At 65.0% G+C, this 21,788-nt stretch carries 22 protein-coding genes; 9 read left to right on the forward strand and 13 right to left on the reverse strand.

Going from position 1 to position 21,788, the window contains the following annotated elements; all coding sequences use genetic code 11:
- The 4 genes from spt (at position 1) to lptG (ending at position 5,640) form a co-directional block, all read left to right on the forward strand.
- On the forward strand, positions 1 to 1,263 hold the full coding sequence (gene spt, locus ABD050_RS08065; RefSeq protein WP_343888752.1) for a serine palmitoyltransferase: 1,263 nt from the start codon (positions 1 to 3) through the stop codon (positions 1,261 to 1,263).
- A gap of 52 nt (positions 1,264 to 1,315) precedes the next feature.
- Positions 1,316 to 3,253 (forward strand): ATP-binding protein, encoded by a 1,938-nt coding sequence (locus ABD050_RS08070; protein ID WP_343888753.1) that lies wholly within the window; start codon positions 1,316 to 1,318, stop codon positions 3,251 to 3,253.
- Between the two features lie 93 nt (positions 3,254 to 3,346).
- The gene (gene lptF / locus ABD050_RS08075; RefSeq protein WP_343888754.1) at positions 3,347 to 4,546 is read left to right on the forward strand and encodes an LPS export ABC transporter permease LptF; all 1,200 of its coding nucleotides are present in this window, start codon (positions 3,347 to 3,349) and stop codon (positions 4,544 to 4,546) included.
- Entirely contained in the window at positions 4,543 to 5,640 is a 1,098-nt protein-coding gene (gene lptG, locus ABD050_RS08080) for an LPS export ABC transporter permease LptG (RefSeq protein ID WP_343888755.1), read from the forward strand. Before lptF ends, lptG begins: the two co-directional genes overlap by 4 nt.
- Before the next feature lie 479 nt (positions 5,641 to 6,119).
- Here lptG and ABD050_RS08085 read toward each other — a convergent pair whose 3' ends face one another.
- Complete coding sequence (locus tag ABD050_RS08085) at positions 6,120 to 7,226, reverse strand: fatty acid desaturase family protein (RefSeq protein ID WP_343888756.1); 1,107 nt, start codon at positions 7,224 to 7,226, stop codon at positions 6,120 to 6,122.
- A 147-nt stretch (positions 7,227 to 7,373) separates the two neighbouring features.
- Here ABD050_RS08085 and ABD050_RS08090 point away from each other — a divergent pair, with 147 nt between their 5' ends.
- Positions 7,374 to 8,534, forward strand: coding sequence for a GNAT family protein (locus tag ABD050_RS08090; protein WP_343888757.1), 1,161 nt, complete (start codon positions 7,374 to 7,376; stop codon positions 8,532 to 8,534).
- A 51-nt stretch (positions 8,535 to 8,585) separates the two neighbouring features.
- Here ABD050_RS08090 and ABD050_RS08095 read toward each other — a convergent pair whose 3' ends face one another.
- From ABD050_RS08095 to ABD050_RS08130, 8 genes are all read right to left on the reverse strand, one after another.
- Positions 8,586 to 8,837, reverse strand: a complete 252-nt coding sequence (locus ABD050_RS08095) for a hypothetical protein (protein WP_343888758.1) — start codon at positions 8,835 to 8,837, stop codon at positions 8,586 to 8,588.
- Positions 8,838 to 9,027: 190 nt separating this feature from the next.
- Positions 9,028 to 9,822: a transporter gene (locus ABD050_RS08100; RefSeq protein WP_343888759.1), complete on the reverse strand. Its 795-nt coding sequence runs from the start codon at positions 9,820 to 9,822 to the stop codon at positions 9,028 to 9,030.
- A gap of 73 nt (positions 9,823 to 9,895) precedes the next feature.
- Positions 9,896 to 10,666, reverse strand: a complete 771-nt coding sequence (gene xth / locus ABD050_RS08105) for an exodeoxyribonuclease III (RefSeq protein ID WP_343888760.1) — start codon at positions 10,664 to 10,666, stop codon at positions 9,896 to 9,898.
- A gap of 15 nt (positions 10,667 to 10,681) precedes the next feature.
- Positions 10,682 to 11,023 carry an iron-sulfur cluster insertion protein ErpA gene (gene erpA / locus ABD050_RS08110; protein WP_343888761.1) on the reverse strand — a complete coding sequence of 114 codons (342 nt, stop codon included), beginning with the start codon at positions 11,021 to 11,023 and terminating at the stop codon, positions 10,682 to 10,684.
- 236 nt (positions 11,024 to 11,259) lie between these two features.
- A complete protein-coding gene (locus ABD050_RS08115; protein WP_343888762.1) occupies positions 11,260 to 12,453 on the reverse strand; it encodes a M23 family metallopeptidase in 1,194 nt (397 codons plus the stop codon).
- A 110-nt stretch (positions 12,454 to 12,563) separates the two neighbouring features.
- Positions 12,564 to 13,328 carry a ferritin-like domain-containing protein gene (locus tag ABD050_RS08120; protein ID WP_343888763.1) on the reverse strand — a complete coding sequence of 255 codons (765 nt, stop codon included), beginning with the start codon at positions 13,326 to 13,328 and terminating at the stop codon, positions 12,564 to 12,566.
- A 62-nt stretch (positions 13,329 to 13,390) separates the two neighbouring features.
- On the reverse strand, positions 13,391 to 13,864 hold the full coding sequence (locus ABD050_RS08125; protein WP_343888765.1) for a peroxiredoxin: 474 nt from the start codon (positions 13,862 to 13,864) through the stop codon (positions 13,391 to 13,393).
- Complete coding sequence (locus ABD050_RS08130) at positions 13,864 to 16,551, reverse strand: bifunctional [glutamine synthetase] adenylyltransferase/[glutamine synthetase]-adenylyl-L-tyrosine phosphorylase (protein ID WP_343888766.1); 2,688 nt, start codon at positions 16,549 to 16,551, stop codon at positions 13,864 to 13,866. The genes ABD050_RS08125 and ABD050_RS08130 overlap by 1 nt, the downstream gene beginning before the upstream one ends.
- Positions 16,552 to 16,626: 75 nt before the next feature.
- On the opposite strand from ABD050_RS08130, the gene ABD050_RS08135 reads away from it, so the two are divergent.
- Positions 16,627 to 16,821 (forward strand): hypothetical protein, encoded by a 195-nt coding sequence (locus ABD050_RS08135; RefSeq protein WP_343888767.1) that lies wholly within the window; start codon positions 16,627 to 16,629, stop codon positions 16,819 to 16,821.
- On the opposite strand, the gene ABD050_RS08140 is transcribed toward ABD050_RS08135, so the two are convergent.
- From ABD050_RS08140 to ABD050_RS08150, 3 genes are all read right to left on the reverse strand, one after another.
- The gene (locus ABD050_RS08140) at positions 16,822 to 17,469 is read right to left on the reverse strand and encodes a sigma-70 family RNA polymerase sigma factor (RefSeq protein ID WP_343888768.1); all 648 of its coding nucleotides are present in this window, start codon (positions 17,467 to 17,469) and stop codon (positions 16,822 to 16,824) included.
- Positions 17,470 to 17,551: 82 nt separating this feature from the next.
- Positions 17,552 to 17,689 (reverse strand): hypothetical protein, encoded by a 138-nt coding sequence (locus ABD050_RS08145; protein WP_343888769.1) that lies wholly within the window; start codon positions 17,687 to 17,689, stop codon positions 17,552 to 17,554.
- A gap of 79 nt (positions 17,690 to 17,768) precedes the next feature.
- The gene (locus tag ABD050_RS08150) at positions 17,769 to 18,575 is read right to left on the reverse strand and encodes a response regulator (protein WP_343888770.1); all 807 of its coding nucleotides are present in this window, start codon (positions 18,573 to 18,575) and stop codon (positions 17,769 to 17,771) included.
- A 207-nt stretch (positions 18,576 to 18,782) separates the two neighbouring features.
- Between ABD050_RS08150 and ABD050_RS08155 the strand changes: the two genes are divergently transcribed.
- From ABD050_RS08155 to ABD050_RS08165, 3 genes are all read left to right on the forward strand, one after another.
- Positions 18,783 to 18,998: a hypothetical protein gene (locus ABD050_RS08155; RefSeq protein ID WP_343888771.1), complete on the forward strand. Its 216-nt coding sequence runs from the start codon at positions 18,783 to 18,785 to the stop codon at positions 18,996 to 18,998.
- Positions 18,999 to 19,006: 8 nt separating this feature from the next.
- Positions 19,007 to 20,593 (forward strand): sensor histidine kinase, encoded by a 1,587-nt coding sequence (locus tag ABD050_RS08160; RefSeq protein WP_343888772.1) that lies wholly within the window; start codon positions 19,007 to 19,009, stop codon positions 20,591 to 20,593.
- A 271-nt stretch (positions 20,594 to 20,864) separates the two neighbouring features.
- Positions 20,865 to 20,999: an entericidin A/B family lipoprotein gene (locus ABD050_RS08165; RefSeq protein WP_343888773.1), complete on the forward strand. Its 135-nt coding sequence runs from the start codon at positions 20,865 to 20,867 to the stop codon at positions 20,997 to 20,999.
- Positions 21,000 to 21,049: 50 nt separating this feature from the next.
- Here ABD050_RS08165 and tatC read toward each other — a convergent pair whose 3' ends face one another.
- Positions 21,050 to 21,781 carry a twin-arginine translocase subunit TatC gene (gene tatC, locus ABD050_RS08170; RefSeq protein WP_425542421.1) on the reverse strand — a complete coding sequence of 244 codons (732 nt, stop codon included), beginning with the start codon at positions 21,779 to 21,781 and terminating at the stop codon, positions 21,050 to 21,052.
- Positions 21,782 to 21,788: the final 7 nt, after the last annotated feature.

Raw genomic sequence — 21,788 nt, forward strand, 5'->3', positions numbered from 1 at the left:
ATGACCGATTCCGCCCAGACCGCCGACGCCCCGCCGATCGATCCGCCCGTGATCCCGCCCGAGCGCGATCTGTTCACCAAGTACGACGCGCTGATCGCGGAGCGCCAGGCGCTGCTCGATACCGGCGTGCGCGATCCCTTCGCGATCGTGATGGACGAGGTGAAGTCGCCGACCGTCGCGGTGATCAAGGGCAAGGAGACGATCCTGCTCGGCACGTACAACTATATGGGCATGACGTTCGATCCCGACGTCATCCAGGCCGGCAAGGACGCGCTCGACCGCTATGGTTCGGGCACCAATGGCAGCCGCGTGTTCAACGGCACGTTCCACGGCCATGCCGATGTCGAGGCGGCGCTGCGCGAATTCTACGGCACCACAGGGGCGATCGTTTTCTCGACCGGCTATCAGGCCAATCTCGGCATGATCTCGGCGCTTGCCGGCAAGGGCGAGTATATCATCCTCGACGCCGACAGCCATGCCTCGATCTATGACGGCTGCTCGATGGGCAATGCCGAGATCGTCCGCTTCCGCCACAACTCGGTCGAGGATCTCGACAAGCGGCTCGGCCGCCTGCCGCCCGAGCCGGGCAAGCTCGTCGTGCTCGAAGGCGTCTATTCGATGATGGGCGACGTGGCGCCGCTCAAGGAAATGGTTGCGGTCGCCAAGAAGCACGGCGCTATGGTGCTGGTCGACGAGGCCCACTCGATGGGGTTCTTCGGGCCTCATGGCCGCGGCGTCTATGAGGAGCAGGGGCTCGAAGACCAGGTCGACTTCGTCGTCGGCACCTTCTCGAAATCAGTCGGCACGGTGGGTGGCTTCTGCGTCTCCAACCATCCCAAGTTCGAGATCATGCGCTTCGTGTCGCGCCCCTATATCTTCACCGCTTCGCTGCCGCCCTCGGTCGTCGCGACCGCCGCTGCCTCGATCCGCAAGCTGATGTACGCGCATAACAAGCGCGCGCATCTGTGGGCGAACAGCAGGCGGCTGCATGGCGGCCTGACCGAGATGGGCTTCACGCTTGGCACCAGGACGCCTGAATCGGCGATCGTCGCGGTGATCCTGAAAGACCAGACCCAGGCGGTAGCGATGTGGCAGGCGTTGCTCGAAGGCGGGCTCTATGTGAACATGGCACGCCCGCCCGCGACGCCGGCCGGCACCTATCTGCTGCGCTGCTCAGTCTGCGCCGAGCATAGCCCCGAGCAGATCGAGACGATCATCGCAATGTTCAGGGCCGCGGGACAGGCAACCGGAGCGATAGACTAACGCACATCAAGGCGGGTTCTCAGGAGTCACGCCTGGGTCTAGAAGGACCGCAATGACCCGGAACGACGGCGAGTTCACGGCTCCGCGGGGGCCCCGAAGTGCGTGGCGCGTCATCATGCTCGTCGTGGTGGCGCTGCTGGGCGCGCTGGTGGTGGTCGCGCTGATGCTGACGCTCGACGCGGCAAGCCGCAAGCGCGACGAAGCGCTCAAGCTCCAGAGCCACAGCTTCGAGGTGATGATCCTGGTGCGGTCTCTTTCGGGGACCCTCGCGCAATCCGAAGCGTCGCTCGGCCGCTATGTGATCAGTGGCGACAAGACGCTCGGGCGCCGATTCTCCGACCAATGGCAAGTCGCAGGACAACAGATCAACCGACTGGACGAGGTCACCGACGATCATCAGCAGCCGCTGATCGACTCGCTTCGGCAAGCCTATGACGCGCGGGGCAAGGAGCTTTCGCTGATCGCGCTCAGCACCCTGTACAAGAAGAACGACCAGGCCCTCGCCCGTTTCTACCAGGCCGGCACAGCGCCGTCGCTGGCGCGCATCGACAGGCTGCTCAACCAGATCATCACCAACGAACGGGCCTTGCTCGACGTTCGCACCGGCGCTGCGATGCAATCGGTCGCGCAGTCGACCAGTGTCGCGCACGCGCTCATGGTCTTCGGGCTGTCGATCGTGCTCGGGGCGATCGCATTGGGCTGGATGACGATACAGGCGCTTGGCCAGCGCGCGATCGCCAATGCCGAAACCGAAGCGGAGCGGCTGCGCGCCGAAGAGCTGGAAGTCGCCGTGGCGCACGCGACCGCTGAGCTGATCGACAAGGAGGCACGGCTTCGCCAGGTCCAGAAGATGGAGGCGATCGGGCAGCTCACGGGCGGGATCGCACATGATTTCAACAATATGCTCGCCGTCGTTCTGGGCGGGCTCGAGCTGGCGCGGCGCAATGTCGGCGATGCCGAACTGGCCACGCGCCATATCGACAATGCGACCGAGGGCGCCAATCGGGCCGCAGCGCTGACCCGGCGCCTGCTCGCCTTTTCGCGCGAGGAAGCATTGAAGCTCGAGGCGCTTGATCCGGGGGCGCTGGTCGCGGGCATGTCAGACCTGCTCGACCGCACGCTGGGCGACGCCATCGTCGTCATCGCGCACGACGAGAGCGACGGGTGGCGGGTACATGCCGATCGCTATCAGCTCGAAAATGTCGTCCTCAACCTCGCGGTCAATGCACGCGACGCGATGGACGGGCGTGGCGAACTGACCATCGCCACCAAGGGCACGACATTGGCGGCCGAGGAAATCGGGACCTGCGTGGCCGGCGACTATGTGACGATTGCAGTGACCGATACCGGCTGCGGCATGCCCCCCGAGGTGCTCGAGCGGGTCTTCGAGCCCTTCTTCACCACCAAGCCGGTCGGCACCGGAACCGGCCTGGGGCTCAGCCAGATCTTTGCCTTTATCCGCCAGGCTGACGGCGAGATCAGCATCGTCTCGGCACCCGGCAAGGGCACGACGGTGACGCTGTACCTGCCGCGTCACACCGGTGTTGACGCGCTGCCCGCACCTCGGGAGGCAGAGGCATTGCCCGCTAAAACGGCCGCCCTCGATATCCTCGTCGTCGAAGACGATCCGCGCGTCCTGTCAGCGACGATGGGTGCCCTGGCCGAGCTTGGCCATCGTCCGATCGCGTGCAGCGATCCGCTCGCGGTTCCGACGCTGCTGGACGCGGCGGCGGGGATCGACCTGATCGTCTCCGACGTCCTGATGCCGGGGCGGACCGGCCCCGAGATGATCGCGGCACTCGCGCCCGATCATGGCCATGTGGCGGTGCTCTTCGTGACCGGCTATGCCGGCGAGGCGGGCGGCGAGGCCGAATTCGGCGGCCATCATGTCCTGCGCAAACCCTTCACCATCACGGCGCTCGAACGCGCGATCGGCGAGGCAATGACGGCATCGCGTACCGCGCCGCCCGCCTTCGTCGCGGCTGAATGATTTCGTAGCTGACGTTGCTCTCCTCCCCGGATATAGCCCCCCGACCGGGCATTCGATAAGCTCCTCACGCAGAAGGCCGATCTCGCCAGCACCATGAAGTCAATCGACCGCTACATGGCCCGACTGATCGTGGTGCCGTTGTTTTCGACACTGATCATCTTCGCGATGCTGCTGGTGCTCGATCGCATGCTGCGCCTGTTCGATTTCGTCGCGACCGAGGGCGGCCCGGTCAGCGTGGTCTGGCGGATGCTCGCCAATCTGCTGCCCGAATATCTCGGGCTCGGCATTCCGGTCGGCCTCATGCTCGGCGTGCTGCTCGCCTTTCGCAGGCTCGCCACGAGCTCCGAACTCGACGTGATGCGCGCGGTCGGGGTGAGCTACACCCGGCTGCTGCGGGTGCCCTATATGTACGCGATCGGCCTCGCGATCGTGAACCTGCTGATCGTCGGCTATATCCAGCCCGATGCGCGCTACAATTACGAAAAGCTGCGCTTCGAGTTGCGGACGGGCGCGCTCGGCGCGTCGATCAAGGTCGGCGAGTTCACTCACCTGGGCGCGAAACGGACGATCCGGATCGAGGAAAGCCATGACCAGGGCCGCAAGCTGTCCGGCATCTTCGTTCATACCGTCGATGACAAGGGCGGTTCGATTTCGGTGACCGCCGCCACGGGCAAATTCCTCGCCACCGACAATCCCGACGTGATCATCTTCCGGCTGACCAACGGCACGCTGGTGCGCAACGAACCCGGGGTGGCGACGCCGCGCGTGCTGCGCTTCACGCTGAACGACCTGCCGATCGACTTGCCCAAGCTGGAGAATTTCCGGCAACCCACCGGTCGCCTCGAACTGACCCTGCCCGCGCTGGCGCAGATCGGCGGGGACCGTACGGCATCCGAAATGGATCGCGACTCGAGCCGCGCAGCCCTGCATTTCCGCCTGACCCAGGTCGCCGCGATGTTCCTCCTGCCGCTGCTTGCGCTGGCGCTCGGCGTGCCGCCCAAGCGCTCGACCTCAGCGCTCGGCGTGTTCCTTTCGATCGTCATGATCGTCACCTATTTCAAGGTGAATCAATATGCCCAGGGGGTCGGCGGGCTCGGCAAGATCGACCCTTTCCTGGCTCTCTGGGTTCCCTTCGCGATCTTCGCGGCCCTGGTTTTCTGGATGTATTACACGATCGCCTATGTTCCCGGCGGCCAGCCGATCGGCGCGCTCGAGCGCGTCTTCTCCAAGGCGGGCAAGGCGATCGGCCGCTGGCTGCCCGGCCGTCGCAAGAGCGAGGCCGAAGCACCATGATCGCGCTTCAACTTTTTCCGTCGCGCACCGTCTCGCTCTATATGGGGCGGATGTTCCTGGTGCGGACCTTCGCGGTTCTCGCGGCCCTGGTTTTCGTGCTCCAGTTCCTCGACCTGTTGAGCGAGACCAGCAACATCCTCGCTCATCCCGGGAACGGCACGCCCGAGATCCTGCACTATCTCAGCCTTCGCCTGCCCGAGATCATCTCCCGCTTCCTCCCCTTCTCGGTGTTGCTCGGCACCATCATCACGCTGACGACGATGAACCAGAACAGCGAGATCGTCGCCCTCAAGGCGTCGGGCCTTTCGGCGCATCAGGTACTGGCGCCGCTGATCCTGGCGAGCATGGGGGTCGCGATCGTGTCGTTCGCCTTCAACGACCGGATCGTCTCGCGGGCGACCGCGACGCTCAACCAGTGGAAGAATGTCGATTACGCATCGATACCGATCGACCGCGGCGATCGATCCAACGTCTGGGTGCGCGACGGTGACGACCTGATCCAGGTGGGCCAGATCAGGGGCCGCGGCAATGCGGCGCGTCTGAGCGACATCACCCTGTACGATCGCACCGGCGGCAATCTCGTCGGCGTCGTTCACGCCCCGAGCGGCGTGCGCGCCGGCGACGGGTGGAAAGTCGGCCCGGCGACCCGCTTCGACGTCGCGAGCGGCAAGATCACGACGATCGGCACGACGATCCTCGGAAAGGGGGTACGCCCCGACCAGTTCACGCTGGCGACCGTCGATGCCGACGGGCTCTCCTTCGGCGGGCTCAATGCAGCGATCAACGACCTGGCGGATGCCGGCCGACCGACCAAGGCGCTCGAGGGGTCGATGTGGCACAAGCTCTCGAGCCCGCTGTCGGCGCTGCTGATGCCGCTGCTCGGTGCGATCGCCGCCTTCGGCCTCGCCCGATCGGGCAAGCTGTTCGTCCGCGCCGTGATCGGCATGGCGCTTGGCTTCACCTATTTCGTCGCCGACAATTTCGCGCTGGCGATGGGCAATCTCGGCGCCTATCCGCCCTTCCTCGCAGCCTGGGCGCCCTTCCTGCTGTTCTTCCTGATCGGCGAGGCGGTGCTGATCCGGACCGAGGAATAAGCCGCCCGGCCCCGGCGGCATCCAACAGCACGCGCGATTCCTGGCTGTTCCTGGCTGTTATATCAGCCAGCTATTTTTTTGCTGGCTGATAATCCGGCCTTCCGGCGATAATTCTCAAGCACGTTCAACAGGTTGCAGGTGTGCTGGCTGTTATCGAATAACAGCCAGGTATCAGCCAGCTATCAGCCAGCTTTTTCGCCGGAACAGCCAGCTATCAGCCAGCTAACAGCCAGCTCAAACCGTCCAACAAATCCAACGATGCGAAAGAGCGCGCCGGGGAGCGAACGCTATCCGGCGCCGGATGGGCTGCAATAATTGGCGTTGGAGTTGAATCGGATATCCCGTCACATCGCCACCCTCGGCTCGCGCCTGCATTCGCCACGCCCGAGATCAAAGCAGCGGTGCGCCGGCGGACCGGTGGGTGCCGAGACAAGCATGTCCTGAGCTTGTCGAAGGGTGGGCATGGCGGCCAAGCGGCCCTAGCGCGCGACGCGGCCCATCGTGCTGCGGACGAGCCGCCCCACCAGCCTGGGCAGGCCGCGATAGCTCGCCGCATGATAGGGCGACTGCTCGTCGAGCGCGGCCGACAGGCGGCGATGCGCCTCGCCGAGCGCATGATAGGGCACGCTCGGGACCAGATGGTGGAGCGCGTGATAGCGCAAGCCCACGGGCGCCCACAGCACCGGCAGCAGGCCCGGCGGCGGCACGTTGACCGAATCGAGATATTGCGCGGTGACCGTCATCGCCTCGCCCTCATTCTCCCAGAGATGCGCGACGAGCGTCCTGATCTGGTTGATGACGGCGATGCCCGAGACGATCGCGAGGAAAATCAGAAAGGCGCGCAGCGGCATGATGCCGGTCGCCACGGCGGCAAGCAGCGCGATCGCCCAGAGGCTCGTGGCCACTTCCTGCCAGTGCCAGATCGCCTTGAACTCCCCCTCGGGCGGACGCCGACGAAAGCTCGGGTTGATCGCCAGCCCCGAATAGCGTTCGACGACCCAGGTCCGCACGGCCGGAAACACCGCCGAGAGCGGCGCCAATATCGCGAACCGCACCAGCAGCGCGACCGGTGCGAGCAGCGCGGTCAGCACGAACAGCGGCACCGTCCAGGGCTTCATCAGCGCGAGCGGCAGATATTCGGGATCCTCGATCGTGCCATAGCGGGTGCGCGCATGGTGAAGCGTATGGACGCCCTCGTACATGAAGGACGGCACCATCAGCGGAATGCCGACAATCAGGTTCCAGCCGAAGCGGAACCACGGCACCGTGCTATGCTTCATATGGGTCAGCTCGTGGGTGAAGCCGCCGGCACGGTAAAGCGCGAGGATCGCGACCACCCCGGCGCCGATCGCCCAAGCGACCGAAGTGCTGGTCATCGCGACAGCCAGCGCCGCATAGCCGAGCAGCGCCGAAGCGAGGAAATCCGACCAATAGATCAGCGGGCGCGCGTCGTGGAGGTCGCGCGTGAGCTCAGCCGCAGTCCGCAGCATGGCCTTGTCGTCGGCCACGCGCTTCGCGCCGGCCCGGGCGACGACGTCCGCTTGCGCCGGCGGGTCGACTCGATCGAAAGCGAGAGGGGTGTTCATGGCCTGGCCCATTGCCGGAACATAGTGGCAGCATGGTGGCGATACCAGTCAAGGCCGCCCATTCGCCTGCTGACGGCTTGACAGGAAGACGTGCAGGCGGGAGTGCGCAGTCTACCGGGACAGGCACCTGAACGAGGCGACATCATCTTGGCAACCGCAATTCCCCTCTCGATCCGCCCGATCAGCAGCAAGGCAGATCGCAAGAAGTTCGTCGACCTGCCCTTCCGGCTCTACAAGGATGATCCAAACTGGGTGCCGCCCCTCAAGAGCGAAGCGCTCGGGCTGATCACGCCGGAGAAGAATGGCTGGTTCAGCCATGCCGAGGCGCAGCTTTTCCTCGCCGAGCGTGGCGACACCGTGGTCGGCCGCATCTCGGCGCATATCGACACGCTCGCGCTCACCATGCCGGCCGCGCAGGGTTTCGGTCCAGGCTGCGGCCAGTTCGGTTTGTTCGATGCCGAGGACGAGAATACCGCCAAGGCGCTGATCAACGCGGCTGAAGCCTGGCTTCGCAACAAGGGCATCACCAGGGTGCTTGGCCCGATCAGCATGTCGATCTGGGAAGAGCCCGGATTGCTGATCCAGGGCTATGACCATCCGCCGACGATCATGATGGGCCATGCGAAGCCCGAATATCGCGGCTGGATCGAAGGCGCGGGCTATACCCACGCGAAGACGCTCTACACCTATGATCTCGACATCACCCAGGAATTCCCGCCGATCGTGCGGCGGATCATCCAGTCAGGCGAAAAGAACGAACGAATCCGCATCCGCGAGGTCGACAAGTCGAAGTTCGACGAGGAAGCCGCGATCATCCTCGCGATCCTCAACGATGCCTGGTCGGACAATTGGGGCTTCGTGCCGCTGACCCCGCCCGAGATTGCCGATGTCGGGGTGAAGTTGAAACCGATCGTGTTCAACGACCTGATCCGCATCGCCGAGCTCGACGGCAAGCCGGTCGCCTTCATGATCACGCTTCCCGATCTCAACGAGGTGATCAAGCCGCTGAACGGCAATCTGCTCCCGTTCGGCTGGGCCAAGATCCTGCTGTGGCTGCGCAAACCCAAGGCGCGCACGATGCGCGTGCCGCTGATGGGCGTGGTCAAGGAGCTTCAGGCCTCGCGCATGGCGGGCCAGCTCGCCTTCATGATGATCGAATATATCCGACGCGCCGCGGTCAGCCGCTATGGCTCGACCCGCGGCGAGATCGGCTGGGTGCTCGATGACAATCAGGGCATGAATGCCATTGCCGAGACGATCCAGAGCAAGATCAACAAGACCTATGTGATCTACCAGAAGGCGTTGTAGCCGTCGGCCCGCAGAGGGGGCGCCGCGCAGGACGCCCCCCAGGCGGCGATGTTATTGCTTGGCAGGGTCGAAACCATAGGCTTTGATCCAGGCATCGCGCGACATGCAGGTCTTCTTCTGGATGTGCGAACCAGTCAGCGTCTCGACGGCGCAATATCTCTTGGTCGCTTCGGTCGGCGCCGGTGCCTGCGCAGCCGCGGCTGCGTCCCGTGGGGCGCCTTCGGCGCTCGGGGTTGCGTTCGAGACACCGGGCACGATCGCCAGTGCGGCACTCGCAATGATCAACAACAGGGGCTTGGTCATGGAAACTTCTCCGCTCAGACGGACAACACCGGTTGTTCCGCAGGTGTGTCACTGCATTAGCCATGCCAAACACTAGAGTGTAGTTGAATCAATGGGTTAGGTCGATCTGCCATGCCGACAAGGTGTTTGGAATGACCGATTCCGGGCGATCCGCACCAGTTTTTAGGAAATCCTGCGCGAAAGCGAACAGTCAGAATCGACGCGACACGCCAAGATAAAGCTCTGCATCGGGTGCATCGCGATTCAGGCCGGCGACCGCACCGACATCGAATTGCCAGTCCTTGCGCGGCATCCAGCCGAGCGAGGCGGAGGCCAATGCCTGCACCGTCTTGCCCGACGGATCAGCATCGCGCAGCGCCTGGACCTCGATCGTGCCGCTCACCGTCTTGCTGAGCGCGACGCCCAGACCGACCGTGCCGCTCGCGGCGAAATGCCGACCATTGCCATCCTGATCGACGGCAGCGTCGATCTCGGGCGTGAACTGAAGGCTGAGCGTGTCGTTCAGCGCATAATCGACCGGCGCCACCACGCCGGCGCCCCAATCCCCGGCGCCGGCCGGGCTGCGCCCGATCGGCAGGGTGACGAAGGGCTGGATCGCGGCCGATAATCCGCTGCCATCGGGATGATGAAGGTTGATCTTGAAGCCGAGCAGCGCGTCGCCGACGGCGCCGGTGCTGTCGACCGTGCCGGCGGTCTTGTCGCGGGTGCGGACATGGCCATAGGGCGTCCAGCCGATCTGCGCCTCGATCGTGTCGGTCAGCCCGACCCTGACGAGGGTGTCGCCGACCAGCACCGTGTCGGTACGCTGGCTCGAATCCTGCTGGAGCGTCCAGTCGGCCAGGCTGGTCTCGACCGAAACGCGGCCGGGCGAGATCGTGCAGGCAGGCGTGCCGAGCCCCGGCCGCGCCGGGCAGTAATCGCGTTCTTCGGCAAAAGCGGGCGCCGCGATGAGTGCCAACAGGCCGATGGCCAATCCGAGCCGCATCAACACCCCCTTTTCATGCACCTAGAGCAGCGAGGGCGAACGGGCTGGTGGTTCCGATTTCACGCACGATGCCCTAGCGCAGCCGCACCCAGGTCGGTGCATGATCGCTTGCCTTCTCCCGAGCGCGATAGTCCTTGTCCACCCCGGCATCGGCCAGCCGGTCGGCGGCGATCGGGCTGAGAAGCAGATGATCGATCCGGAACCCGGCATCGCGCTGCCAGGCGCCTGCCTGATAGTCCCAGAAGGTCCACACGCCACCCTTGGGATGACGGGTGCGTAGCGCGTCAGTCCAGCCCTGAGCGACCAGCGCGCGGTAGCCGGCGCGGCTTTCCGGCTGCATCAGCGCGTCATTCTCCATGGCCCGGACGGAGAAAGTGTCGTCATCATTGGGGATCACATTGTAATCGCCCGCCAGCACGACCGGCTTTTCCTCGGCCAGCAGCGCGCGGGCGCGATCCGACAGGCGCTCGATCCATTTGAGCTTGTAATCGAATTTCGGGCCAGGTTGCGGATTGCCGTTGGGCAGATAGATCGACGCAATCACCACGCCGTCGACCTCAGCCTCGAGATAGCGGCTATGCGCGTCTTCGGGATCACCGGCGAGCCCGCGATGGCGCTCGACCGGATCCTTGCCCTTGGCGAGGACCGCGACGCCGTTGAAACCCTTCTGGCCGTGCCACACGGCGCCATAGCCGGCGGCGCGGATATCAGCCTCCGGGAAGGTCTCGTCGCTCGACTTGAGCTCCTGGAGGCACAGCACGTCGGGCGATTGTTCGGCGAGATATTCAAGCAGCCGCGGCAGGCGCGCCTTGATGCCGTTGACGTTGTAGCTGACGATTTTCAACGCAAGAGGCCGCGATCAGACCGAGAAGCTGGAGCCGCAGCCGCAGCCCGAGGCAGCATTGGGATTGGTCACCCTGAAGGCCGCGCCGCCAAGTTCCTCGACATAATCGACCGCCGACCCGCGCACGAGATCGAGGCTGATCGAATCGACGACGAGCTTCACGCCCGCATTTTCGGCGACCGCGTCATCAGCATCGACGCTGTCCGCAAAGCCGAACTTATACTGGAACCCCGAACAGCCGCCGCCATCGACCGACAGGCGGAGGATCGCAGGCTTGCCCTGCTTGCCGGCAATCGCGGCGACGCGCGCCGCGGCTGAATCGGTGAGCTGGATTTCAGGAGCGGTTACGGTTGCCATGGTGCGGAGATAGGCGGTCGCGGGGGGAACGGCAACCGGCTGATGACGGTGGTCACCCAAGCTCGCCCGTCATGCCGGGCTTGTTCCGGTGTTCGAGCTTTGGCTTTCCCCCGGAAAGCCAAGATTGTGTTCGGGGAACACAATCCCGCTCGAACACACTGCGCCGCAAGAGCCTCGATCGCGAAACCAGGCGGCACGGTGGACCCCGGAACAAGTCCGGGGTGACGATCGTCGGATCAGTCGGCGGCTGCAGGGCCGCCCATGGCGACCGGAACCGTCTTCACCGCGCGATCCTGTGCCGCGAGCAGGTAATCGGCGGTTTGCAGGAAGGGCACCGGGTTCACGGCATGGCCGTCGATGCGGACTTCATAATGGAGATGCGGGCCGGTCGAGCGGCCGGTCGAACCCATCAGCGCGATCAGCTGGCCGCGATGGACGCGGGTGAAGGGAGCGACGAGGATCTTGGAGAGATGGCCGTAACGGGTCTGGATGCCCTTGCCATGGTTGATCTCGACCATGTTGCCGTAACCGCCGGCGCGTTCGGCGCGATCGATGATGCCGTCAGCGGTCGCATAGACCGGGGTGCCGACCGGGCCGGGAATATCCACGCCCGCATGCATCGCAGCGGTGCCGCGGAACGGGTCAGTGCGGATGCCGTAATTGCTGGTGAACTGGAGATGCTCGACCGGCTGGACCGAAGGGATGGCGATCACGCCCTGCTCGAGCGAATCGAGCTTCTTCCAGGTCATGAACAAGGAGCGGAACTGCATGTCGGCGCGAAGATCGGCCGCGGCTTCGGCGCTGTCGGCCGCTTCGAACGGGCCGCCCATCGCAACCACCGGCGGCGCGAAGCGCTCCGGGTTGAGGCCGAGGCTGCGGACGCGCGCCGTCGCCGCCGCATACCGCACCTCGACAGCATGACGTGCCTTGACCGCCATGCCGAGCTGGCGCTGCTCGACCTGCTTGAGCGGGGCGACGACATCGGCGGCGAGCTTGTCGGCCGCGGGATCGATGACCGGCACCATCATGGACAGCTTGCGCGGATCAGCCTTGCCGGAAAGGGCGGCGGAGATCACGGCCTGGTTATGCTCGACCCGGGCTGCATGAGCCTGGGCGGCCGCCTTGATGGTTTCGACATCGGCCTGCATCGCAGCGACCTTCGCCTGCATCTGCGCGACCTTGGCTTCGGGCGACAGGGGGGCGCCGATAATGCCGCTCAGCGCAACCGCGCCGACCGCCGCCTGCGCGACGCCATAAGCCGAGAAACACAGAGTAATCGTGGCGACGCCGGCCATCAATGCCTGGGTACGGCCACCGACGCTGAAGCGCCGCAAATCACGACCATCGTGAAAGATAAAGTCCCGGGTGATGAAATACGTCTTCAGCCGCGACAGTATCTGCGCGCTCGACGCGATCGATATTTTGTTCATTTGTCCCCGGCGACCATGAATGCGATTGCCGGAGAATCCAGCGCCCGCCCCTAATTTGTCCCGAGTGCGGCCCCTCCACGCCCCGGACATGTCGCAAATGACCCAAATTTTCAGACAGGGGCAAGGGGCACGTAATATTCTCGCGTCAAACCGGCTGAGTCACGCGCCGAGTCGTTGAACGGCGGCTTAATGACCCCGCGAAAATATCGCGACACCAGCGAGCGCCAGTGCGATTCGGGAACGAACCCCTTCGCTGAACAGGCGAATTCGAACCAGATAGTGCCCGCGCGCACATGCCGCACCTCGTCGTTCAGAATGCGCGAGAGGATTCGGGCGCTGGTTTCGTCGCGTGCCGAGGTGAAGCGCGCGATCGTCTCGGGCGTTACGTCAAGGCCGCGCGCTTCGAGCACCATGGGCACGACAGCGAGACGGGCGAGCGAATCGTGCGCGGTAGCCGTCGCCGATTCCCACAGCCCGTCATGCGCCGGCATCGCGCCATAATGGCTGCCCAGCGCCCGCAACCGGCGGTCGAGCAAGGCGAAGTGCATCGCCTCGTCGGCACCGACGGCGATCCAGTCGTCAGTGAAGGCGCGCGGGAAATCCGCGCCGAATCGCCCCACCATGTCGAAGGCGAGATCGATCGCGACGAACTCGATATGGGCAAGGGCATGGAGCAACGCGATGCGCCCACGCTCCGAGCCGCCCTTGCCGCGCCTCGGCATCCGGCTCGGCGCGAGGAGGTCGGGCGCGGCGGGCCGTGCCGGCCGATCGGGCATCGCGACGTCGAAGCGATGCGCGAGCCCACCGCGCCGCCAAGCCCGCGCGGTCTCACGCGCGGCGCGGATCTTGGCGGCCGGCTCAGCGGTCTCAAGCACCGCTCGCGTCGCAGCGGCGATCGTGCGTGGCCCGGTCAGCCCGGATCCTTCCTCCTCGGTGATCAGCCGAGTTCCTTCAACGCTTCGAGCACATCGATGACATGGCCGGGCACCCGTACCCGCCGCCACACCCGCACCAGGATGCCCTGAGCGTTGAACAGATAGGTGGCGCGGTCGATGCCCATATAGGTCTTGCCGTAGAGCGTCTTCTGCACCCACACGCCGAACGCCTCCATCGCCTGGTTCTTGTCGTCGGTGGCGAGCGGTACGGTCAGATCATATTTGTCGATGAATTTCTGGTGCTTGATCGGCGTGTCGCGCGATACGCCCAGAACCTCTGCGCCATGGGCCCGGAATTCGCCGAGCAGCCGGCTGAAATCCTGCGCCTCGCGGGTACAGCCCGAGGTGTCGTCCTTGGGATAGAAATAGAGGATGAACGGCTTGCCGAGATAGTCCCGCAGATTGACCTTGCCGCCGCTCGGCGTCGTCAGATCAATATCCGGGAGCTTGTCGCCCTCATCGATCGGTGCCGCCATCATTCAACTCCCCGGCTGCCGGCCACCATGGCCCAGAAATCGGAAACCTCCTGCCGGGTCGCCGCGAACGACGCAACCACCCCGCCCCAATCAGCGACCCCCAGGGCGCGGGCAATCAGCGCGCGCGTCGCCGGCGCAGGAACCTGCGCGTCGGGCGCGACGAGCCGGAGCGTGACCAGCAGGCGGGTGAGGAAGTCATGCGCCGCGGCGAGGCCAGCGGGCACCAGGCCCAGTGCCTCGAGCTCGACGATCGCGGCGCCGAGATGCGGGGCAAAGCCCGTGCGATGAGTCAGCTGAACGACATGGACGGCGAATTCGAGATCGACCAGGCCGCCGGGCGACAATTTGGCGTCGAGCGGCCCTTTGGGCGGCTTGTGGGCGGCCATTTCGGCGCGCATCGCGATGGCGTCCGCAACGACGTCGCGCGCGGGACGATCGCCGCGCAACACGCTGTCGATCACGCCCTGGGTCGCGGCGCGGGCCGATGCCGATCCGAACACGGGACGGGCGCGGGTGAGCGCCATATGCTCCCAGGTCCAGGCGTCCTCATGCTGGTAGCGGGCAAAGCCGTCGAGCGAGACGACGAGCGGCCCCTGGGTGCCCGAGGGCCGCAGCCGGGTGTCGATCTCGTAGAGCGGGCCGGAGGCAGTCGGCACCGACAGCGCGCCGCTGACGCGCTGTGCGAGGCGGTTATAGTAGAGCACGGCGCCGAGCGACTTTTCACCATCGGACTCAGCCATGTAATCGCCGGTGAACAGGTAGATGAGGTCGAGATCGGAGGCATGAGTCAGGGCGCCGCCACCCATTCTGCCCAGCGCCAGGATCACCAGCTCGCTGCCCGGCACACGTCCATGCCGCGCGGTGAATTCAGCGACGGTCGCCTCGGCCAGCACGCCGATCGCCGCCTCGGCGACGCGGGCATAGCCGGCGGACACGTCGAGCGGGTCGCTGACGCCCGCCACGATCTGGGTGCCGAGCGCGAACCTCTTCTCGCCGACGATGCGGCGGACATGATCGAGATGCGCCTGGAAATCGTTCCCTGCATCGGCCATTTCAGCCATCAGCGTTTCGACAGGGCCGACCGGATCGAGCGCGGTGGCGTCGATCAGGCCGTCGAACAATTCGGGCCGCCGCCCAAGCGCTTCGGCGAGAGTCGGCGTGTAGCTGAGGATCGCGCCGAGCAGCCGGGCAAGCGCCGGCCGCGCCTCGAGCAGGCGGAAGAAGTTGATCGCACTCGGCAGGCGCGCGAGCATGACGTCGAGCCGCACCAGCGCCCCTTGCGGATCGGGCGCCGCGCCGAGCGCCTCGACCAGCCCGGGCAACACTGCCTCGAGCGCCTCGCGTGCCGCCGGGCTGCGCAACGCCGGATAGCTGCCGCCCCGCCATTGCTCGATCCGCCGTGCCGCGGCGTCATGGTCGGCAAAGCCTGCTTCGGCGAGTTGCTGCTCGAGATGCGCAGCATCGTGCGACAGGCTGTCCCCATCCTCCGGGTCGAGCGCGTCGTAGCTGCGCGCGGTCGCCGCGACATGGGGGCGCAACAAGGCGAGAAGCGCGGCGCCGTCGTCCAGGCCATGGAGCCGCGCCAGCCCGTCAAGCGCGGCACCCGTCGGCAAATGATGGGTCTGGCGATCTTCGACCATCTGCGCGCGGTGCTCGATCGTGCGGAACAAGGTGTAGGCGGTGGTCATCGCCTGCGCCTCGTCGCGCGCGATCCATCCCGCCTCGGCGAGTGTGGCGAGCGCGTCACGCGTCGCGGGCGCACGCACCGACATATCGCGCCCGCCATGGATCAGCTGGTGGATCTGCGCGAAGAATTCAATCTCGCGAATGCCGCCGCGCCCGCGCTTCAGATCGAAGCCGGGGCCGAACATCTGGCCTTGCGCGTGATGATCGCGGATGCGGCGCGAGATTCCCCTGATCTCGCCGATCGCGCCGAAATCGAGCGCGCGGCGCCAGATGAAGGGACGGATCGTGTCGAGAAAGCGCGTGCCCAAAGCGAGATCGCCCGCGGCGGCGCGGGCGCGGATGAAGGCGGCACGCTCCCAGGGCAGCGCAAGCGATTCATAATAGGAGATCGCCGCATCGACCGGCAGCGCGATCGCCGTCACCTCGGGCGATGGGCGCAGCCGAAGGTCGACGCGCAGCACATAGCCATCGCCATCGCGCGCCTGGAGGATCTCGACCACCCGGCGCGCGATCCGGACCGCGGCTTCGTCCGGCGCCTCGCGCGGCCTGAGCGGCAGCGTGTCCGGATCGAAGATCAGGATCGGATCGATGTCAGACGAGTAATTGAGCTCATGGCTGCCCTGCTTGCCGAGCGCGATCGCGGCGAAACCGACGGCGCAGGCTTCCGGCGTGCGTTCGGCGATCGCAGCGGTGATGGCGGCGTCGAGCGCGCGGTCGGCGAAATCGGACAAGGCGCCGGTGACGGTGGTGAGATCATAAGCGCCGGCGAGATCACCGATCGCGACGAGCAGGGCAAGGCGCCGCCGCTCGAGCCGCAATCGCCGCATGACGGGCATGGCCGGATCGTCGATCACCGCTTCAGCGAGTCCGGGGAGCGCGCCCGAATCGAGCCGCGCGGCCAGCGCCGGTTCGCGATCGAGCAGCAGCGCGAGGAACGGCGCCTCGGCGCGCGCGCGCCGAAGCGCGTCCGCAATCATGAGTTTAGAATAAGTGTCCTGCATGCAACATGATCCGCCCTCCGGCCCATTAGGTATACTTGGCAAGCAACAAATGCGCGGCTGAAGTGTTCTATCTTCATGTCGATCAATACCGCCCCTCTCGCAGACGATACCGGCATGAAGGGTTTCATGGTTGCGGCACCGCGCTCGAGCGACCCGATCAGCGGGGCATTACGGGCCGCATTCGGGCTGCAACCGGACAGTATTTCGGACGATTTCTCGGCGCTGTTGCGGCGCATCGACCAGGCTGACCGCGAGGCAAGCAGCCACTGATCAGTCGCGACGCTCGCGGCTCAGATCCTCGACCTCGCCCATGATCGTATCAAGCGCCGTCATGCCCGGCTCGTTGCTGTGCGTGCGACGGGATGGCAGCGAATTGTCGTTCATGATCGTTTCGAGCGCGACCCTGCCGCGCGCGACACGGCTCTTGATCGTACCGACCGCGACACCGCAAATCTCAGCCGCTTCCTCATAGGCGAAACCCCCGGCGCCGACCAGGATCAGCGCCTCGCGCTGGGGCTGCGGCAGGTGCAGCAGCGCGCGCTGCATGTCGCCGAGTTCGACATGACGATCCTGGCTCGCCGGGGCCGCCAGCAAGCGATCAGCGACGAGATCGTCCCACTCGCCCTTGAAGCGCGCGCGGCGCATTTGCGAGAGATAGAGATTGCGCAGGATGATGAAGGTCCAGGCGCGCATATTGGTGCCTGCCTGGAAGCGCTGACGCGCCGCCCATGCCTTCATCAACGTCTCCTGAACGAGATCGTCGGCGAGATCGCGGCTGCCCGAAATCGAGCGGCCAAACGCGCGCAGATGGGGGATCACCGCGGCGAGCTGCGTCTTGAACTCCGGATCGGACAGGGCGACATGCTCCACCGGCTCGGTGGGAAAATCGTCGTCGTCAGTCTCGAGGGCGTCGGTCATGAACATCCGTTTCGTCGTCCGGCTTCGCAGACATGAGGACAGGTCCGGGTAACATACCCGGCTTTTTCAAAGGCTTGGCTTATCAGCGGTATAGCAGGTACGCAAAGATAAGAATCACCAGCACCAGCGACATGCCGAGGATGTAGCGCGTCATATGGGGAGTCGCGCCGCCCCTCGCCTCTTCGCCGGTGAGGTGAGTCGGTTCGTTTGGATCAGCCATAAGCCTATAACCCCCGAATGTCGTTTTGGGTCCGTATCAGATGGAACTCCAATGCGGGGGCGCCGGCAAAAGTTCCCGATCAGGCGACGGGGATCGTTGCCTGATCGAAGAACAGGGCCTGGCTGATCGCCGCCTTTACCGTCGAGCGTTGGAAGGGCTTGGTGATCAGGAAGGTCGGCTCCGGGCGTTCGCCGGTCAGCAGTCGTTCCGGGAAGGCGGTGATGAAGATCACCGGAACCTGGAATTCGGCGAGGATGTCCTTCACCGCATCGATTCCCGAACTGTCGTCGGCAAGTTGAATATCAGCGAGGACGAGCCCGGGACGGTCCTCCATCGCCAGCGCGACCGCTTCGTCGCGGGTTACCGCGACACCCGTCACGTCATGGCCGAGATCGCGCACGATCGTCTCGATATCCATCGCGATGATCGGCTCGTCCTCGATGATCAGGACCCGGGCACGGGTCTGCTTCTCGATTTCAGCGAGCGCCTCGGCGACAAGCGCCTCCACTTCGCTCGGCTCGACCTCGATCAGATAGGCCGCGTCCTCGGGGGTGAATCCCTCCATCGCGGTCAACAGCAACGCCTGACGCGAGAGCGGCGTCATCCGGGCGAGACGCGCGCGCGCAATCGCTTCCTGGCTCGAGCTATCCTCGGTCTCGGCATTTTCGGGCGTCTCGTCATAATTGGTCGAGGCCCAGATCGCCTGGAACATGCGGTACAGGCCAAGGCGCGGATCGACGTCGCGCGGGAATTCAGCCGGGGCTGCGACGATCGCCTCGAGCGTGGCGCGCACATAGCGGTCGCCATGCTTCTGGCTGCCGGTCAAGGCGCGGCCGTAGCGGCGCAGAAAAGGAAGGTGCGGGGCAAGCTGCTGTCCAAGCGACATGACTGTCGGGATCTCCTAACGTGAGCGCCAAATTCTATTCGTCTATCGGGGGTCCTTGTGGAAGCGGCCCCCCGGCTTTGCAACGCGTTTTGATACCGAGCGCACTTGCCCGGCTTTTTCGCGTCGTGCATGGAACAATCGAAGCGATGTTTTGTTTCATGCACTCGTCACGGTTTATATGCGTGACATACCTGCCCGGCTCCTCGGGTGGGTTTTTTCGATTTGCCCGGCCAGTTCCGGATGCTCAGGGGGACGATTTTGCGTTCGGGCGACGACTCTTCGAAAAAACCGCGGGCCGCGCGTTCGGCCAAGGTCCAAAACAAGGACCGCGATATGGGGGCCGCGCTGCGTTCCGTGTATCAGAAGACGGTCAACGAGACGATTCCGCCTGAAATGCTCGACCTGCTGGGCAAGCTCAACTGACAGCCACCATGGCGGAAACCGCCGTCACACCTGCAACACCGTCGCGCATTACCTTCGTCGCGCAGATTCCGACCGGCGCCAAGATCTTCCTGATCCTCAGCGCGGCGTTGCTGCCGCTTGCGATCATCGCCTTTTTCGCGTCGCTGAAAACGACCCAGAGCGCTGACGAGAGCGCCCGCGCCCAATTGCGCATCGCCACCTCGGAAAGCGCCCGCAAGCTCGCAATCGAGCTGATCGGCGACATGACGGCGTTGCGCGTGGCGCTCAACGCACTGGACGCCGACAAGGGCGACGCCCCGAGTTGCGCGCGCGCACAGGGCGTGTTCGCGCAGCAATCGGAGAGCGGGACTCGCTTCGTGATCATGGACCGGCGGCAGCGCGCGCTGTGCGGGTCGGATTTCCCGCCTGATCTGGCGCACAAGGTTCCAGCCGGCACCGATCCGATCTCCGCGCATGTCATTCCCGGCCGCGGCGTGATCCTGGCGATCGCGGGCGCCAGCGGCGCGACAAGCGCGGCTGCCTTTTTCCCGGCGCCGTTTCTTTCAGCGACGAGCAAGCCAAGCGATTTCGCGCCGCCCTATGAAGCGCGGCTGACTCAGGGCAGCGATACATTGTTCCTGGCCGAGTTGCCGCCGCGCGGCGCGCTCGAACGGCGGGAGAGGATGCGGATGCAGCTCGGCATCGGTTCCCTCACTCTCGAGACAAGCGTGCGCAGCGCCCCGATCACCTCGCCGCTGATCATCGCGATGCTGCTGCCGATCCTGATGTGGGCGGCGGCGGCCGGCATCGGCTGGTTCGTGGTCGACCGCCTTTTGATCCGGCCGCTGCGCCGGCTGCGCACCAGCGTCGCCGCGTACGTGCCAGGCGAGGAGATCGACGCGGTCGAGGCTCGCGCCCTTCCCGCGCAGGAGATTCGCGAGCTGGGTGAGACCTTCCGGACGATCAGCCGCACCGTCGCGGCGCACGAGGCAGGGCTCGCCGAGGGACTGGTGCGCCAGACGAGGCTGACCCGCGAGGTGCATCACCGGGTCAAGAACAACCTTCAGGTGATCTCGAGCCTGATCAATTTCCATGCGCGCGGCGCCCGCAGCGCCGAGGCGACCGCCGCCTATGCCTCGATCCAGCGGCGGGTCGACGCCCTCGCGGTCGTCCATCGCCATCATTTCGCTGAACTCGAGGAAAATCGCGGCTTGTCGCTGCGCTCGGTGATCGGCGAGCTCGCCTCGAACATTCGCGCGACCGCGCCCGAAGGATCGTCGCAGCTTAGCATTTCGATCGATATCGACCCCTTCCTCACCAACCAGGACGTGGCGATCGCGGTTGCCTTCCTGATCACCGAAATCGTCGAACTGGCGATGACCTTCAACCCGACCGCCCAGATCCGGATCTCGGTGAAGCCGGGCGAAACCGACGATCGCGCCATCCTGCGTGTCAACTCCCCTGCCCTGGTCGACAGCGACGCGCTGCGCGGGGTCGTGGCGGAACGCTACGGCCGGGTGATGGAGGGCCTGTCCCGTCAGCTCCGCTCGCGCCTCCATCACGACCCGCTCGTGGGCGCCTATGAAATCGCGATCGCGGTGACCGGACGCGACTGATTCAATCGACTCAAAAGATTCGAAAAAAATTTTCAAAAAGGTGGAACCCGGCCACGAGAGCTACGTTCTTAGCCTCGGATAGTGAATTTATGCCCCCCCGCTCTCGCTATCCAAGACATGGGCCCGGAAGCGTCTACCCCTCCCCCCCCGGTGATGCTTCCGGGCCCAAAACCTTTCTTCCCAAGATAGTTGAGGCCGTTCCCATGACGGAACGAACGCCCGCCGATCATTGAATCGGGTGGCTGAAGCCGATCACATCAGGAGATATTCGATGCGTACGTTCATTGGACTGGCGCTCGTCGCCGGGGCGCTGCTGGTCAGCGCGTGCAATACCATCGAAGGCATGGGCAAGGACGTATCGTCCGCCGGCAGTACTGTGGCCAAGACCGCCGACGACGCAAAATAAGACGCGCGATCATTCGAAAAGGCCCTGCCTCGCAAGAGGCGGGGCCTTTTCTATGCGCTTTCGACCTCGACGATTTCCTTCGAGCGCCTGCGCTCGGTGAACCAGATCGCGATCAGCGCGAGTTCGTAGAGCAGGACCAGCGGCACCGCGAGCAGGATCATCGATCCCGCGTCGGGCGGCGCGAGCACGAGCGCGATGGCAAAGCAGCCGATGATGGCATAACGCCGCGCGCCGACGAGCTGCTTGCGTGTCACGATCCCGGCGCCTTCGAGCAGCATCAGCAGCACCGGCAACAGGAAAGCGATGCCGAAGGCGAAGAGGAACTGCATCACGAACGACAGATAATTGGCAAGCGACGGCAGCGCCTCCTGTTGGATCCCGCCGATATTCGTCTGATAGCTGAGCAGGAAATGCAGCGCGGTCGGCACCGCGACATAATATGCGAGCGCCGCGCCGGTGAGAAACAGCACCGGGGTCGCGAGAATGAAGGGCAGCAGCGCCTTCTTCTCCTTGCGATACAATCCCGGCGCGACGAACTGCCAGAGCTGGTTCGCGATGACCGGAAAGGCGAGCATGATCGCCGCGAAGAAGCCCACCTTGATCTGGACGAAGAACGCCTCGAACAACTGAGTATAGATCAGCTTGTTCTGCCCCGCCTTGACCAGCGGATGGACCAGGAAACCGAAAATAGGCTCGGCGAAATACAAGCCCACCAGGAAGGCAAGCACGAGCGCGGCCATGCTGTACAGCAGCCGGCGGCGCAGCTCGATCAGATGGTCCATGAGCGGA

The sequence above is a fragment of the Sphingomonas oligophenolica genome (assembly GCF_039522915.1).
Classification (GTDB): domain Bacteria; phylum Pseudomonadota; class Alphaproteobacteria; order Sphingomonadales; family Sphingomonadaceae; genus Sphingomonas; species Sphingomonas oligophenolica.

Coding starts and splice junctions, on each gene's coding strand:
- ABD050_RS08135 (WP_343888767.1), top strand. CDS start 16,627: ATGTCGATCAATACCGCCCCTCTCGCAGACGATACCGGCATGAAGGGT.
- ABD050_RS08100 (WP_343888759.1), bottom strand. CDS start 9,822: ATGCGGCTCGGATTGGCCATCGGCCTGTTGGCACTCATCGCGGCGCCC.
- ABD050_RS08145 (WP_343888769.1), bottom strand. CDS start 17,689: ATGGCTGATCCAAACGAACCGACTCACCTCACCGGCGAAGAGGCGAGG.
- lptG (WP_343888755.1), top strand. CDS start 4,543: ATGATCGCGCTTCAACTTTTTCCGTCGCGCACCGTCTCGCTCTATATG.
- lptF (WP_343888754.1), top strand. CDS start 3,347: ATGAAGTCAATCGACCGCTACATGGCCCGACTGATCGTGGTGCCGTTG.
- tatC (WP_425542421.1), bottom strand. CDS start 21,781: ATGGACCATCTGATCGAGCTGCGCCGCCGGCTGCTGTACAGCATGGCC.
- ABD050_RS08130 (WP_343888766.1), bottom strand. CDS start 16,551: ATGCAGGACACTTATTCTAAACTCATGATTGCGGACGCGCTTCGGCGC.
- ABD050_RS08160 (WP_343888772.1), top strand. CDS start 19,007: ATGGCGGAAACCGCCGTCACACCTGCAACACCGTCGCGCATTACCTTC.
- ABD050_RS08140 (WP_343888768.1), bottom strand. CDS start 17,469: ATGACCGACGCCCTCGAGACTGACGACGACGATTTTCCCACCGAGCCG.
- ABD050_RS08085 (WP_343888756.1), bottom strand. CDS start 7,226: ATGAACACCCCTCTCGCTTTCGATCGAGTCGACCCGCCGGCGCAAGCG.
- ABD050_RS08165 (WP_343888773.1), top strand. CDS start 20,865: ATGCGTACGTTCATTGGACTGGCGCTCGTCGCCGGGGCGCTGCTGGTC.
- ABD050_RS08070 (WP_343888753.1), top strand. CDS start 1,316: ATGACCCGGAACGACGGCGAGTTCACGGCTCCGCGGGGGCCCCGAAGT.
- ABD050_RS08095 (WP_343888758.1), bottom strand. CDS start 8,837: ATGACCAAGCCCCTGTTGTTGATCATTGCGAGTGCCGCACTGGCGATC.
- ABD050_RS08115 (WP_343888762.1), bottom strand. CDS start 12,453: ATGAACAAAATATCGATCGCGTCGAGCGCGCAGATACTGTCGCGGCTG.
- ABD050_RS08150 (WP_343888770.1), bottom strand. CDS start 18,575: ATGTCGCTTGGACAGCAGCTTGCCCCGCACCTTCCTTTTCTGCGCCGC.
- spt (WP_343888752.1), top strand. CDS start 1: ATGACCGATTCCGCCCAGACCGCCGACGCCCCGCCGATCGATCCGCCC.
- ABD050_RS08125 (WP_343888765.1), bottom strand. CDS start 13,864: ATGGCGGCACCGATCGATGAGGGCGACAAGCTCCCGGATATTGATCTG.
- erpA (WP_343888761.1), bottom strand. CDS start 11,023: ATGGCAACCGTAACCGCTCCTGAAATCCAGCTCACCGATTCAGCCGCG.